Here is a 14171-nt window from a genome sequence, read left to right on the forward strand (position 1 = left end):
CCTCAACGCGTGGCGCGCGGCGTCACCCGGCCGATGAACCGGCGGCGCCCCTTCGAAGCGAGCCGCCAGCGCTGACCGGGGTCGGTCGCGAGGCGCAGCCACGCGGCCAGCACGTTCGCCGCCACGGTCGTGATGACGATCGCGAGGCCCGGCAGGACCGACAGCCACCACGCCTGCGAGAGGTACTCGCGTCCCTGCGCGACCATGAGGCCCCAGCTGACGTCCGGCGGCTGGATGCCGATGCCGAGGAAGCTGAGCGACGATTCGGCGAGCATGACGTAGCAGAACTCGAGCGTGGCGAGGGTGACGAGGGTCGGCAGGACGTTCGGGACGATGTGCCGGCGGATGACGGCGTTCGGACGCGTGCCGAAGTTGCGCGCCGCGTCGACGAACATCCGCGAGCGCAGCTCGGCCGCCTCGGCGCGTGCGGTGCGGAGGTAGACCGGGATGCGGGTGACCGCCAGGACCAGCACGATGTTCGCCGCGCTCGGGTTGAAGATGTACAGCACGACGACGGCGAGCAGCAGCGACGGGAAGCTCATGATGACGTCGGCGATGCGCATCGAGACCGCCTCGCGCCAGCCGCGGTGGAAGCCGGCCCAGATGCCCCAGGCCGAACCGACGAGGGCTGCCACCAGCACCGCGGGCACCGCGACGCCGAGCGTCGTGCCGGCCGCGACCATCATGCGCGCGATCATGCTGCGGCCGAGGCTGTCGCTGCCGAGGATGTACTGCCTCCCTTCAGCGACACTGAAGGGAGGCAGGTTGCGGGCGCCGAGATCCTGCGCGCGGGCGAGGTCGCCGAGCAGGGGCGGCGCGACGATCGCGGTCAGGCCGACGACGACGAGGATGACGGCGGACGCCGTGGCGACCGGGTCGTTCAGCAGCATCCGGAACAGGCTCGCCCGCCGGCCCGTCTGGGCGCGGTCCTCGAGCGCGAGGATGTTCTGCGTGGCCGGGAGTTCAGACATGGGCCGGCTCCTTCGTCGACTCGGTGGTGGGCTTCGACGTCCGGCGTCGCTTCGCCGCGGGGCGGACCCGCGGATCGAGCAGCGCGTAGCAGACGTCGATCAGGATGTTGAGGGCGAAGATCGCGATCGCGGTGAGCAGGACGGCGGCCTGCAGCACGGGGAAGTCGCGCATGAGGATGGAGTCGATCATCAGCTTGCCGATGCCGGGCCACCCGAAGATCGACTCGATCACGACGGCGCCGTTGATGAATCCGACCGTGAGATCGCCCGCGACCGTGAGCGCCGGAGCCGCAGCGTTCCGTAGCGCATGCCGGGACACGATGTAGAACTCGCCCGCTCCCTTGCTGCGGGCGACCTTCACGTACGGCTGGCCGAGGGCGGTGACCATCGAGCCCCGGACGACCTGGGTGAGCACGCCGACGGGGCGCATCATGAGCACCGCGACCGGCAGGATCCAGGCCGCGGCGCCCGCGGTGCCGGACGTCGGCAGCACACCCAGCCAGATGGCGAAGATCCAGATGCCCATGATCGCGAGCCAGAAGTCCGGCACGCTGGCCGCGGTCATGGAGGTGAAGCTCGCCACCCGGTCGGCGGCGCCGTTCGGCTTCAGCGCGGCCCAGCATCCGACCACCGCGGCGATGATCACCGCGAGCAGCATCGTCGCCGCAGCCAGCTGCAGGGTGGCCGGGAAGGCCCGCAGCACCATGTCGGCTGCGGGCTCTCCTGTGCGCATCGAGACGCCGAAGTCGAACCGGACGACGCCGGCCAGGTAGTCGCCCAGTTGCGCCCAGACGGGCTTGTCGAGCCCGTACCGCTCGCTGAAGTCGGCCCTCATCTCCTCCGTCGCGTTGAGCGGAAGGTAGAGGCTGGCGGGGTCGCCGGTCAGGCGCGCCAGGAGGAAGACTCCCAGCACCACCGCGACCAGGGGCAGTGCGCTCTGCAGGATGCGTCCGCGCAGGTAGCTCCACATGGCTGATTCCTCCCGAATTCGGCGAGCGGTACGACTCGGCGTCAGCCGGCCAGGGTGACCTGCGAGATCCGCAGCTCGTCGCCCGAGGCCGAGTTCGGCTCGTACGACACGCGGTCGGAGATGCCGAGCATGCCGGTCTGGTGGGCGATGAAGGAGAACTGCACGATCTCCTCGTTCTGGTACTCGAAGATGTCGGCGTAGGCCTGCTGGCGCTCGTCGCCCGACAGCTGCGAGGCAGCGTCCAGGATCGCGTCGAACTCGTCCGTGCCGAAGGTGCTCTGCGCGCCCGTGGAGGACATGTACTGCTCGACGGTGAACTGCGCGTCACCGGCCTGGTTGCCGTGCTGGACCAGCAGGGCGATCGGCCCTTCGTTGGTCACGAACGGACGCAGCTGGTACTGCAGGTGCTGCGTCGTGTCGACCATCCGCAGCTCGACCTTCAAGCCCGCCGCGGCCATCTGCTCGCGCAGGACCTCTGCCATCTCGCCGACCTTCGGGAACTGCGCGTTGCGGGCGACGAGCGTGATCGGGGTGTCGACGGCCACGCCGTCGGCGGCGGCCTCCTGCACCAGCTCGGCGGCGCGCTCGGGGTCGTACTCCCACGGCTCGAGGTCGGGGTTGTGGCCCACGACGCCCTCGGGGATCAGCTGCGCGGCCACGACGTCGCCGTCGGGGTAGAGCGACGAGACGATGCCCTCACGGTCGACCGCGTAGTTGATGGCCTGACGGATGCGGATGTCGTCGAGCGGCGCGATGTCGCCGGTGAAGCGGAGCGCCACGGTCTCGTTGTTCGGGTACGCCACGCCGAGGTCGCCGATGCCGTCGTCGACGCTCAGGCCGGTCGCGATGTCGGCCTCGTCGCTCGTGATCATCGCCGCGCGCACGGTGCCCTCGTCACGCCACTGGTACTCGACGGACGCGAACTCCGGGGCGTCGCCCCAGTAGTCGTCGTACCGCTCGAGCGTGAGGCGGGTCCCGGCATCCCACTGCGCGACGGCGTAGGGGCCGGTGCCGATCGGCTCGCGGACCTTCGCCGACGTGTCGGTCGAGGTCGGCACGATCTCGATGAACGAGAGCTTCAGCGGGAGGATCGGGTCGGGGCTCGGAGTCGTGATCACGAGGGTCGTGTCGTCGACGGCCTCGACGCCCAGGTCGTCGTCGCCGAAGACGTAGCCCTCGACGTTGCAGCCGAGGTCGGAGTTGACGGCGCGGTCGATCGAGAACGCGGCGGCCTCGGCGTTGAAGGGCGAGCCATCCTGGAAGGTGACGCCCTCCTGCAGGGTGAAGGTCCACTCGGTGTCGCCGGTCTGCTCCCACGCGGTCGCCAGCAGCGGGTCGAGTTCACCGGTGGTGGGGTCGCGCTCGACGAGCGGCTCGGTGATGTTGCTGCGCACCACCACGCCGGTCGAGGTCAGGTTCGCCTCGCAGGGCTCGAGGGTCGGCGGCTCCTGCGAGAGCACGACGCGCAGGGCGTCGCTGTCGGCGCCGGTCGACGTTCCCTCGGAGTTCGCGACGGCGCATCCGGTGAACAGGACAGCGGCGGCGGCGCCGGCGGCGACTCCCGCGAATCGGCGGGTTCGGGGTGAAGAAGAAGACATCGTTGTTCCTCCAGAATCGAGTCTCCTGCGGCATCGCGGGTCCGGAGCCGGTGGGGCACTCTCGGGTCGGAGACGGTCCCAGGATGTGGAAGACCGCCGAGTCAGGTCAATACGCCGGGACCCGCGGGATTCCGCGCGATTCCGAGGGACGGCTCTCTCGGACGCCACCGCGCCGCCGTCTTCCGCAGGATCACGCGGATCGCGGGCTTGCATGTCGTAAGCGGATCGATCCATGCCTTTTCGATCTTGGACGCGCATCGTTGCGCGAACCTAGCATCGGCCGCATGACGACGCCCCCCGCATCCCGTCCCGCCCCCGGTGAGATCGTTCAGGTCGGCCCCCTGCTGCCGGGCCTCGCGGCGACCCTCCGCGAGGACTTCGCCGCCGCGCTCCTGCCGGCGGACCGCACCGACCCCGGCTTCGCCGCCGTCGCCGAGGCCGCCCGGATCGTCGTCACGAGCGGACGCACCGGCGTCGACGCCGACCTCATCGAGCGGATGCCGCGCCTCGAGGCCGTGGTGAACTTCGGCGTCGGCTACGACACGACCGATGTGGACGCGGCATCCCGTCGCGGCATCGTCGTCTCGCACACGCCGGACGTCCTCACCGACTGCGTCGCCGACACCGCCCTGGGGCTCCTGCTCGACGTCTTCCGCGGCTTCTCGGCCGCCGACCGCTTCGTCCGCGCGGGGCGGTGGGAGGCATCCGCCTTCCCCCTCACACGGCGCTTCTCGGGCTCGCGGCTCGGCGTCCTCGGGCTCGGCCGCATCGGCCGCGCGATCGCCGCACGGGCCGACGCCTTCGGCGTGCAGGTCTCGTACTCGGGCAGGCGGCCCGTCGAGGGCGTGCCGTACCGGTTCGTTCCGGACCCCGTGGCCCTCGCCCGTGAGAGCGACGCGCTCGTCGTGGCCGTCGCCGGCGGTGCGGGCACCGTCGGCCTGGTGGATGCCGCGGTCATCGACGCGCTCGGGCCGGAGGGCTACCTCGTCAACATCGCCCGCGGGTCGGTCGTCGATGAGGACGCCCTCGTGGCCGCGCTGGAGGCGGGCCGCCTCGGCGGCGCCGGGCTCGACGTCTTCGCCGACGAGCCGCACGTGCCGAGCGCCCTCCTCGGTCGCGACGACGTCGTGCTGCTCCCCCACCTCGGCAGCGGCACCGTCGACACCCGCGCCGACATGGCGGCTCTCGTGCTCGACAACCTGCGCGCCTACCTCGCGGACGGCCGGCTGGTCACACCGGTTCCCGAGACCGCCGCGCTCGCCCGGTAGCGCGCGCGGCGGCGCCGGCGTCAGGGCAGCACGATCCCGCCGTCGACGCGCTGCGGGACGCCCCACGGATTGTCGTCGCGGACGACCTCGGGCAGCAGCCCGGCGGGCACGTTCTGGTACGCCACCGGCCGCAGGAAGCGTTCGATCGCGGCGGCGCCCACCGACGTGCTGCGCGAGTCCGAGGTGGCCGGGAACGGTCCGCCGTGGACCATCGTCCACGTCACCTCGACCCCCGTCGGCCAGCCGTTGAACAGGATGCGCCCCACGCGCCGCTCGAGCACCGGGAGCAGGCCGCGGGCCACCTCGTGGTCGGCCTCCGCGGCGAACACCGTGGCGGTCAGCTGCCCCTCGAGGCCGTCGACGAGGCCGTGCAGCTGCTCGGCCGAGTCGTACCGCAGCACCAGTCCCGCGGCCCCGAAGACCTCGTCGGCCAGCGCGTCGCCGAACGATGCGGCATCCGCCTCGAACACGATCGGCGCAGGCGCGTGGGGGCCCTCGCCGGGCGCACCCTCGCCGACGATCGCCGTGTCGGCGGCTCGGCGCGCGTCGACGCCCTCACGGAAGGCGGAGTGGATGCCGGGGGTCAGCATGGTCTGCCCCGTCCGGCCGCGGACGAGCTCGGCGACGCGGCCCAGCAACTCGTCTCCTGCGGCGGAGCGCGGCACCACGAGGATGCCCGGGTTCGTGCAGAACTGCCCCGAGCCGAGCGTCAGCGAGTCGACGTACCCGGCCGCGATGGCTCCGCCGTCGGCCTCGACGGCGGCGGGCAGGACGACGACCGGGTTGATGCTGCTCATCTCGGCGTAGACCGGGATCGGCACGGGGCGCTGCTGTGCGGTGCGGACGAGGGACAGCCCGCCCGCGCGCGAGCCGGTGAAGCCGACGGCGGCGATCCGCGGGTCGGCGACCAGGCGCTGGCCGATGTCGCGGCCCGAGCCGAAGACCTGCGAGAACACGCCGCCGGGCAGTCTCGACGCCTCGACGGCTTCGGCGATCGCGTCGCCGATGAGCGAGGCGACGCCGGGATGCCCCTGGTGGGCCTTCACGATGACGGGGCACCCGGCGGCGAGCGCCGACGCGGTGTCGCCGCCGGCGGTCGAGAACGCGAGCGGGAAGTTGCTGGCGCCGAAGACGGCGACCGGGCCGAGGGGCACGAGGCGGCGGCGGAGGTCCGGCCGCGGCGCGGGCGCACGGTCGGGCAGTGCGCGGTCGATGCGCGCACCCGCCCAGCTGCCCTCGCGGAGGACGGCGGCGAACAGGCGCAGCTGGCCGGTCGTGCGGCCGCGCTCGTTCTCGAGGCGCGCCGCGGGCAGGCCGGTCTCGACGACGCCGCGCTCCGTGATCTCGGCGCCGCGCGCCTCGATCGCGTCCGCGATCCGCTCGAGGAAGGCGGCGCGCGTCTCGTGGTCTGTCGCGCGGTAGGCGTCGAACGCGTCGGCGGCTGCGGATGCGGCGCGCTCGAACTCCTCGGGGCTCGTCGCCCGGTAGGCGGGTTCGAGCGGTGCGCCGTCGAAGGCGGCCACGGCCGAGATCTCCTCGCCGGAGCCGGCGACCGGCGCCCCCGCGATGATCGAGTGGATGGAGAGTGTGCGCTCCATGATGCTCCGTTTCCCGGGCGCGACGTCGCCCCGGTTCCAGCGTAGGAGCGGCCCCGACCCCCGCCGTGGCCGATGTTGCATCGTCCGATGCGGATGCGGCATCCGCCCGGCTCTCCGGAGCCGCACCCGCGGCGTCACCGCGAGGACCCCGCCGCGGGGTAGGGTGCGGCTCATGACGCGCACCAACGGCGGGACGCCCGAGATCCCCGCCACCGCCGACAGCGGCGCCCTCCCCGTGATGTTCCAGGACCTCGAGGAACGACCGGTCGCCCGCAGGAACGTCGTGTCCTGGGCGATGTGGGACTGGGCGACGCAGCCGTTCAACTCGGTCATACTGACCTTCGTCTTCGTCTCGCTGTACCTCGTGTCGGACACGTTCCTCCCCGAGAACGTCGCCCGCCTCGCCGACGACGACCCGATCAAGGAGTCCGCGCTCGCGGAGCTGTCGAGCGGATACGGCCTCGTCTCGACGATCGCCGGACTCGCGATCCTGCTGCTCGCGCCGATCCTCGGACAGGTCGCCGACCGCAAGGGCCGCAAGAAGCGGTGGCTGCTCATCGCGACGGCGCTGCTCGCCCTTCTGCAGTTCAGCCTCTTCTTCGTCTTCGCCGACCCGACCTACTTCTGGTTCGGCGCGATCATCGTCTCGCTCGGCGCCGTGGCCTCCGAGATCGCCGGCGTCAACTACAACGCGCTGCTCGTCAGCGTCTCGACGCCCCGCACGGTCGGCAAGGTGTCGGGACTCGGCTGGGGACTCGGCTACATCGGCGGCATCCTCGCCCTCGTCGCCGTCGTCGTCCTCAATGCCGTCGAGTGGTTCGGTCTCGACACGTCCGACGGCCTCGCGTACCGGCTCATCGCCGCGGGCTGCGCCGTGTGGACGATCGTCTTCGCGATCCCGCTCTTCCGGAACGTCCCCGAACCGCCGGCGCCCCCGGGAGAGCCGCCACTCGGGTTCACCGCCTGGTTCCGCGCGTTCTTCCGCTCGATCCGCGACCTGTTCCGCTCGCACCGCCCGACGGCGTGGTTCCTGCTCGCGAGCGCCGTCTACCGCGACGGCCTCGGCGGCGTCTTCGCCTTCGGCGGTGTGCTCGCCGCCGTCGCGTTCGGGTTCTCGCCGAACGAGGTCATCCTCTTCGGCATCGCCGCGAACCTCGTGGCCGGCATCTCGACGGTGCTCGCCGGTCGCCTCGACGACCGCTTCGGCGCCCGCGCGATCATCCTCACGTCGCTCGTGGGTCTCGTCGCGTCGGCCCTGGGGGTGTTCCTCCTGCACGACGCGGGCAAACTGCCGTTCTGGATCCTCGGTCTCGCGCTCTGCGCCTTCGTCGGTCCCGCGCAGGCCTCGACGCGCTCACTCCTGGCTCGCGTGACCCCGGAGCACATGCAGGGCGAGGTGTTCGGCCTCTACGCGACGACCGGACGCGTCGTCAGCTTCCTGGCGCCGGGCATGTGGACGCTGTTCATCACGGTCTTCGGTGCGACCTACTGGGGCATCCTCGGCATCGCGATCGTGCTCGTGGTGGGCCTCGTCCTCATGCTCTTCGTGAAGCTGCCGCGGCCGGCGCACCTGCGCTGACCGCGACAGCTCCCGCGACGCCGTCGAGCCGACGCAATCGGCATCCATCCGAAGAAGATGAGCGCAGATCGCGTCGGCTCGACGCGGATGCCGGGGCTCAGCGCTCGGCGCGGGCGAGGTTCTCGCGCAGCTCGTCGGCGTTCTGGCGGATGACGTAGGCGGGCTGGTCGCGCTCGACGCGCCAGCTCTCGTCGAGGCCGCCGACGTTGACGGTGTCGAAGCCGAAGTCGTCGTAGACCTTGGTGATGAAGGTGACGGCGTCGGCCGAGTCGCTCGAGGTCGCCAGTGCGCGACGGCCGGGCGTGCCGGCGGGGGCGCCGTCGGTGGTGATGTCGGCGGCGGGGATGTGGTTGAACCCCTTCACGACGGTCGACTGCGGCAGGCGCTCCTGCAGCATGCGCGAGGTCGTGGTCTTCTTCTCGTCGAGCTCGGCGATGTGGCCGTCGCGCTCCCAGTAGTAGTTGTTCGTGTCGACGACGATCTTGCCGGCGAGCTCGTCGACGGGGAGGTCGTCGATGGCCTTCAGCGGGACGGTGACGACGACCCACTCGCCGAATGCTGCGGCATCCTTCGCGGTCATGGCCTGAGCGTTCTCACCGAGTTCGGCGACGAGATCGCTGAGCGTCTCGGGACCGCGCGAGTTGCTGATCGCGACCTGGTGCCCCTGCGCGACGAGTCCGCGCGCGACAGCCGAACCGATGTGACCTGCTCCGATGATTCCTACGTGTGTCATACGTCGGGGAAACGCATCCGTCACGCGCGCATTCCCGACACACGCTGTGCGAAGGCGATCACTCGCCGATGAGGACGCTCCACGCATCGTCGAGCGTCGCCTCGATCTCGCGGTCGCCCACCCGGAAGGTGCGCGCGCCGTGCGCCGACGCAACCCGGGCACGTGCGCGGGCGGAGGTCACGGCGCCGGCGTCGTCCCACGCGAGGTCGACCTCGACACCGGGACGCGCCACGAGACCGCGCACCGAACCCGCTCCGAGCGCCGACGGCCACGACGGCACCAGCCCGATCGCGTCGCCGTGCGAGTGGACGAGGCACTCGGCGAGGCCGGCGACGTAGCCGAGGTTGCCGTCGATCTGGAACGGCGGGTGCGCGGCGAGCAGGTTGTCGTAGAGGCCGCCGGAGTGGCCGCCGCGGGCGACCGACATGTCACGGAACACGAGCGCGAGCAGGTCCGCGACGCGATCCTCCTGACCGAGCCGGGCGCGCAGGGCGATCTTCCACGCGAGCGACCATCCGGTCGACTCGTCCTCGCGAAGGTCGAGGAAGCGGGATGCCGCAGCCCCGAGCTCCGGCGTGAGGGGTTCCGTCCCCGGGTAGGCGAACACGAGCGGCGAGACGTGACGATGGTGGGGGTCGACGGCTTCCCGGCCACCGGGCCACTCGGCGATCGAGCCGTCCTCAAGGGGGATCTCGGGCAGGCCGGCACGGGCGTCCTGCGCGCGCGCGACGAGCGGATCGTCCTCCTGCCCCAGGAGGTGTGCGAGGCGCACGAACTCGTCGAGGTGCGCCCGCAGCAGCACGATGTCAAGCGTGGCCGACTCGGCGACGGCAGCCGAACCGCCGTCTCGGGTGCGGAACGTGTTCTCGGGCGACGTCGACAGCGCGGTGCCCCGCTCGCCCGACTCGGCGCGTGTCATCCACGCGAGGGCGAAGGCGGTCGCGCCCCGCAGCAGACGGAACGCACGGCGCCGCTCGGACTCGTCGGCGACACCGAACGCGTCGCGCTCGGCGAGGTGCAGGCAGAGCCAGAAGCCCGCCATCGGCCAGAACGCCCAGGAGGGATCGTGCACACCGTCACCGACGGGCTGCGTGTAGCCCCAGGCATCCGTGTTGTGGTGGGCGACCCAGCCGGGGGCGTCGTACAGCCGACGCGCGGTCTCGGCGCCGCTGTCGGCGAGCGCCTCGATGAGGTCGAGGAGCGGTTCCTCCGTCTCGCTGAGGTTGGCGCTATGGGCGCCCCAGTAGTTCATCTCGACGTTGATGTTCGTCGTGTAGTTCGAGCTCCAGTCGGGGCGGAGGTCCTGGTTCCAGATGCCCTGGAGCGTGGCGGGGAGCCCCCCGGGCCGCGAGGACGAGATCAGCAGGTAGCGGCCGTAGTGGAAGAGGAGCGCAGCGAGCCCCGGGTCGCGGCCGATGTCGACGGCGCCGTCGTCGGCGAGGTCGCGCAGGCGCTCGGCCGTGTCGCGCTCGGGATCGGGCGCGGCGCCGAGCGCGAGCTCGGTCCGGTCGTACAGCGCCGCGTGATCGGCGAGCTGCGCCGCCCGCACCTCGTCGAGCCCCGCGGCGATCGCGGCGTCGACGAGCTCGGCCGCGCGGCGGGCCGCGGCACGCTCGGTGCCCGCCGGCATCCGTCCCATGCCGGTGAAGGTCGTCGCGGTCGCGAGCACGACCGTCACACGGGTCGCGCGCAGCACGCGGCCGCCGCGGACCGGGGTGCCGTCGGTGACGATGCGGGCGTGCAGGGCTCCGCGCACCGAGACGGCGTCGTCCTCGTACACGACGGGCTCGTCGACGACGTCGTGCGGGGGCGTCACGTCGGAGGGTGCCTGCACGAGCAGAGTCGTCGCGGTGTCGATCTCGACGCGGCCGAGCTCGCGCAGCTGCGTCTCGAGCTCGACGCGGACGTCGATCGGCTCGTCGCTCTCGAGCTCGTGGACGAGCACGCCGTGCGGGGCGCTGATCCATGTGCGGTGGCTCAGCGCCGCCCCGGCGCGCGTGCCGGCGGCGACGTGGGTCGCCGTGGCCAGATCGAGCTCGCGGCGGTAGTCCTCGACCTGGTCGGGGGTCGCGCCGTCGATGCGCAGGCGCAGGTCGGCGAACGGGAGGAACGACTGCGCGTGGCGGTGCTGCAGACGGCGGAGGTGACGGTCGGCATCCTCTTCACGCCCGTCGGCGACGGCGGCACGGGCCTCGGCGAGCGCCTCGCGGGCCTCGTCGGCGGTGACGACGGGCGCGGCGAGTTCGCTCGCGGGGCTCCCCGACCAGAGGGTCTCGTCGTTCAGACGCAGGAGCGCGTCGGTCGCACCGCCGAAGCACATGGCTCCCAGCGCACCGTTGCCGAGGGGCAGTGCCTCGTTCCAGGTCTCCGCGGGGCGGCGGTACCACAGGACGTGCTCGGTCATCGTTCTCCTTCGGGCACCAGGCCCTCCTCTTCGAGACCGCGCCAGAACTCCTCGGTCGGCGGCTCGCTGACGTATCCGGCTGTCTGCGCCACGTGCGACGCCCTGCCGAGTCCCACCGTCACGTTCACCACGGCCGGATGCCGCAGCGGAAAGTGCAGGGCGGCGACGGGCAACGGCACTCCACGCGCCGCGCACGCGTCTGCAAGACGTACAGCTCGACGATAGACGGCTTCGGGCGCGGAGCCGTATTCATAGGGCGCGGCGGGATCCGGATGCGGGGTCGCGAGGAGCCCCGAGTTGTAGACGCCGACGGCGATGATGTCGACTCCGTGGGCGAGCGCGGCGGGCAGGACGTCGTCGGCGGCGGGCTGCTCGAGGAGCGTGTACCGCCCCGCGACCATGGCCACGTCGACCATGCCGGTCTCGATGATGCGGGTGAGGGTGGCGGTGTCCTTGGACCCGACGCCGACGGCGGAGATGACACCCGCCTCTCGCAGCGCGACGAGGGCGGGGAGGGCGCCATCGATCGCCTCGTCGACGCGGCCCTCGGGGTCGTGCAGGTGCACGATGTCGACCCGGTCCATCCCCAGCCGCTCGAGTGAGGACTCGAGCGATCGGCGCGCGCCGTCGGCCGAGAAGTCCCACCGGCGCCGGGTCGTCGCCTCGACCATGAACCCCTCGTCGTCGAGGCGACCGGCACCGCTCGGGTCGGGTTCGAGCAGCCGCCCGACCTTGGTCAAGAGGACGAACTCGTCGCGCGGTCGGCGGGCGAGCGCGGCGCCGAGGCGCCGCTCGCTGAGGCCGAGTCCGTAGTGGGGCGCGGTGTCGAAGACGCGGATGCCGCTGTCCCAGGCACCGTCGACGATCGCCGCGGCCTCGGCGTCGGCGATCTCCTGGAAGAGGTTGCCGAGAGGTGCGGCCCCGAGACCGAACCGACCGGCGCGGCGCAGGGACGCGGTGGGTGAAGAGGAGGTGGGGGCCACGGCTGCTCCGATGTCGGGGACGGCGCCGGCGGTCTTGCGGGAGCGCCATCCGTCTGCTTTTATCTCAGAGTAAGACGAAAAGGGCGTCAGGGGAACGATGAGCGGCGAACGCGCGGCGAGCAAGGGCACGGCGACCAACGCCGACGTCACCCGCATCAACCGCACCGCGATCCTCGACGCCCTGCAGGCGGGTGGCGCTCTCACCCGCGCGGAGCTCATCGAAGCGACCGGGCTCGCCTCGGCGACGGTCCACCGCCTGTGCGCACGGATGGTCGCCGACGGGCTCCTCGCCGTCGAGCGCGACTCCGGCGGCGTCGGTCGCCCGACGCACCGCTACCGGCCGCTCGGTGAGGCACGCACCGTCGTCGCCCTCGACGTCACCGCCACCGTCGCCCGCGGAGCGCTCATCGACCTGAACGGCGACATCCGCCACGAGGCCCGCGAATCCCTCCGCGGCGAGGACGGGATGCCGTCGGCATCGTCTCGCCTCGAGGGCATCGGCCGGCTCGCGGACGGGCTCGTCCGCACGGCCGCCGAGCTCGGGACCCCCGCGCAGGGCATCGGAATGTCGGTTCCCGGCGTCGTCGCCCCGGACGGGACCGTCAGCGACTCAGTCGAGCTCGACTGGCACGGCCTCGCCGTCCGCGACCTGATGCACCGGCGCACGGGGCTCCCCGTCGTCGTCGAGAACGACGCCAACGCCGTCACGATCGGCGAGTGGACCCGCGGCGCCGGGCAGGGCACCGGAGACCTCGCGGCCCTCGTCTTCGGGGTGGGCGTGGGCGCCGGGATCGTCTCGGGCGACCGCCTCGTGCGCGGAGCGGGTTCCGCCGCGGGCGAGATCGGCTACCTCATCACCGATCCGGCGGCGTTCGCGCAGGACCACGGCACAGGCGGGGACCTCGAGACGCGCGTGCTCGCGCTCGGCGCCGCAACGGTCGACGACGCCTCGACGATGGCGGTTCTCGATCAGGGCGACGACGCCCGCGCGGAGCGACTGCTCGACCACATCGCGATGTCGGTCGCCGCGCTCGCCGTGATCCTCGACTGCCGCGTCGTGATCCTCGCCGGACGCCTGCCGCGGCGCACCGACCGGCTCGTCGACGGTGTCACGGAACGCCTGGCGGGGCGGATCCCCCGCCCTCCCGCCCTGGTCGTCGGGGCGCTCGGCGAGGACGCAGCCCTCGTGGGCATCGGCCAGCTCACCATCGATCACGTGCAGGGGGCGGTCTACCTTGCCTGAGATCCGGTACCCGAGCCTCAGCGCGCTCGCCCCCTCTCTCGGAAAGGCGCTCTCGTGAGAATCCTGCTCTCCCCCGACGCCACCGGCGCCGGTGTCGCCGCAGCCGCGGTGATCGCTTCGTCCCTCGGCGATCGCCCCGCACCCGTGCTCGGCGTCGCGACCGGATCGAGCCCGCAGCCGCTCTACCGGGCGCTCGCCGACCGCGTGCGGGCCGGCCTCGACCTCGCGCGCGCGACAGCGTTCGCGCTCGACGAGTACGTCGGCCTGCCGGTCGACCACCCGGAGAGCTACCACTCCGTCATCGCCCGCGAGGTGATCGGCCCCCTCGGCCTCGACCCCTCCCGCGCGCACGTCCCCGAGGGGATCTCCGCCGACCCCGTCGCCGCAGCGGCGCGTTACGAGGCGGCGATCGCCGCGGCGGGCGGCGTCGACCTGCAGATCCTCGGCATCGGGGCGAACGGGCACATCGGGTTCAACGAGCCCGGCTCCGCCCCCGACTCCCGCACTCGCGTCGTCGACCTGGCTCCGCGGACCGTCGCCGACAACAGCCGCTTCTTCGACGGCGACGCCGGCCTCGTGCCGACCCGGGCGTTGACGCAGGGCATCGGGACGATCCTCGAGGCGCGCGAGATCGTCCTCATCGCGTGGGGCGAGTCGAAGGCCGACGCCGTGGCGCGCGCCGTCGAGGGTCCGCAGACCGCCGAGCTCCCGGCATCCTTCCTGCAGCGCCACGACCGCGTCATGCTCGTCCTCGACGCCGCGGCCGCCTCGAGGCTGAGCTCCGCCTCGCTCCCCGTCGACGCCGGCCGGTGACCGCAGCGGAA

11 protein-coding genes are annotated in these 14171 nt (G+C 72.3%); 4 read left to right on the forward strand and 7 right to left on the reverse strand.

What is annotated here, in order from left to right; genetic code table 11:
* Positions 1 to 2: 2 nt before the first annotated feature.
* The 3 genes from BLP38_RS11070 to BLP38_RS11080 are packed head-to-tail and all read right to left on the reverse strand — an operon-like array spanning position 3 to position 3539.
* Positions 3 to 971 (reverse strand): ABC transporter permease, encoded by a 969-nt coding sequence (locus tag BLP38_RS11070; protein ID WP_091357393.1) that lies wholly within the window; start codon positions 969 to 971, stop codon positions 3 to 5.
* Positions 964 to 1941: an ABC transporter permease gene (locus tag BLP38_RS11075; RefSeq protein ID WP_091357397.1), complete on the reverse strand. Its 978-nt coding sequence runs from the start codon at positions 1939 to 1941 to the stop codon at positions 964 to 966. The genes BLP38_RS11070 and BLP38_RS11075 overlap by 8 nt, the downstream gene beginning before the upstream one ends.
* 41 nt (positions 1942 to 1982) lie before the next feature.
* Entirely contained in the window at positions 1983 to 3539 is a 1557-nt protein-coding gene (locus tag BLP38_RS11080; RefSeq protein ID WP_091357401.1) for an ABC transporter substrate-binding protein, read from the reverse strand.
* Positions 3540 to 3823: 284 nt separating this feature from the next.
* Between BLP38_RS11080 and BLP38_RS11085 the strand changes: the two genes are divergently transcribed.
* Entirely contained in the window at positions 3824 to 4807 is a 984-nt protein-coding gene (locus tag BLP38_RS11085; RefSeq protein ID WP_091357405.1) for a 2-hydroxyacid dehydrogenase, read from the forward strand.
* 20 nt (positions 4808 to 4827) lie between these two features.
* Here BLP38_RS11085 and BLP38_RS11090 read toward each other — a convergent pair whose 3' ends face one another.
* On the reverse strand, positions 4828 to 6405 hold the full coding sequence (locus BLP38_RS11090) for an aldehyde dehydrogenase (NADP(+)) (protein WP_091357408.1): 1578 nt from the start codon (positions 6403 to 6405) through the stop codon (positions 4828 to 4830).
* Between the two features lie 172 nt (positions 6406 to 6577).
* Here BLP38_RS11090 and BLP38_RS11095 point away from each other — a divergent pair, with 172 nt between their 5' ends.
* Entirely contained in the window at positions 6578 to 7984 is a 1407-nt protein-coding gene (locus BLP38_RS11095) for an MFS transporter (RefSeq protein ID WP_091357412.1), read from the forward strand.
* A 97-nt stretch (positions 7985 to 8081) separates the two neighbouring features.
* Here the strand turns inward: BLP38_RS11095 and BLP38_RS11100 are convergent, their stop codons facing one another.
* Genes BLP38_RS11100 through BLP38_RS11110 form a run of 3 tightly spaced genes read right to left on the reverse strand, consistent with a single transcriptional unit; the run spans position 8082 to position 12104 of the window.
* Positions 8082 to 8717, reverse strand: a complete 636-nt coding sequence (locus BLP38_RS11100; RefSeq protein WP_091357415.1) for an NADPH-dependent F420 reductase — start codon at positions 8715 to 8717, stop codon at positions 8082 to 8084.
* A gap of 58 nt (positions 8718 to 8775) precedes the next feature.
* Complete coding sequence (locus BLP38_RS11105) at positions 8776 to 11121, reverse strand: glycosyl hydrolase family 95 catalytic domain-containing protein (protein WP_091357419.1); 2346 nt, start codon at positions 11119 to 11121, stop codon at positions 8776 to 8778.
* On the reverse strand, positions 11118 to 12104 hold the full coding sequence (locus BLP38_RS11110) for an aldo/keto reductase (RefSeq protein ID WP_091359799.1): 987 nt from the start codon (positions 12102 to 12104) through the stop codon (positions 11118 to 11120). Before BLP38_RS11110 ends, BLP38_RS11105 begins: the two co-directional genes overlap by 4 nt.
* A gap of 97 nt (positions 12105 to 12201) precedes the next feature.
* On the opposite strand from BLP38_RS11110, the gene BLP38_RS11115 reads away from it, so the two are divergent.
* Together BLP38_RS11115 and BLP38_RS11120 are read left to right on the forward strand one after the other, a co-directional pair.
* A complete protein-coding gene (locus BLP38_RS11115; protein WP_091357423.1) occupies positions 12202 to 13347 on the forward strand; it encodes an ROK family transcriptional regulator in 1146 nt (381 codons plus the stop codon).
* Between the two features lie 54 nt (positions 13348 to 13401).
* A complete protein-coding gene (locus tag BLP38_RS11120) occupies positions 13402 to 14160 on the forward strand; it encodes a glucosamine-6-phosphate deaminase (RefSeq protein WP_091357427.1) in 759 nt (252 codons plus the stop codon).
* Positions 14161 to 14171 lie beyond the last annotated feature (11 nt).

It is taken from the genome of Microbacterium sp. LKL04 (assembly GCF_900102005.1).
Lineage (GTDB): Bacteria > Actinomycetota > Actinomycetes > Actinomycetales > Microbacteriaceae > Microbacterium.

Bases quoted from the DNA above. Each gene is read 5' to 3' on its own strand.
- BLP38_RS11070 (WP_091357393.1), bottom strand. From the start codon at position 971: ATGTCTGAACTCCCGGCCACGCAGAACATCCTCGCGCTCGAGGACCGC.
- BLP38_RS11075 (WP_091357397.1), bottom strand. From the start codon at position 1,941: ATGTGGAGCTACCTGCGCGGACGCATCCTGCAGAGCGCACTGCCCCTG.
- BLP38_RS11080 (WP_091357401.1), bottom strand. From the start codon at position 3,539: ATGTCTTCTTCTTCACCCCGAACCCGCCGATTCGCGGGAGTCGCCGCC.
- BLP38_RS11085 (WP_091357405.1), top strand. From the start codon at position 3,824: ATGACGACGCCCCCCGCATCCCGTCCCGCCCCCGGTGAGATCGTTCAG.
- BLP38_RS11090 (WP_091357408.1), bottom strand. From the start codon at position 6,405: ATGGAGCGCACACTCTCCATCCACTCGATCATCGCGGGGGCGCCGGTC.
- BLP38_RS11095 (WP_091357412.1), top strand. From the start codon at position 6,578: ATGACGCGCACCAACGGCGGGACGCCCGAGATCCCCGCCACCGCCGAC.
- BLP38_RS11100 (WP_091357415.1), bottom strand. From the start codon at position 8,717: ATGACACACGTAGGAATCATCGGAGCAGGTCACATCGGTTCGGCTGTC.
- BLP38_RS11105 (WP_091357419.1), bottom strand. From the start codon at position 11,121: ATGACCGAGCACGTCCTGTGGTACCGCCGCCCCGCGGAGACCTGGAAC.
- BLP38_RS11115 (WP_091357423.1), top strand. From the start codon at position 12,202: ATGAGCGGCGAACGCGCGGCGAGCAAGGGCACGGCGACCAACGCCGAC.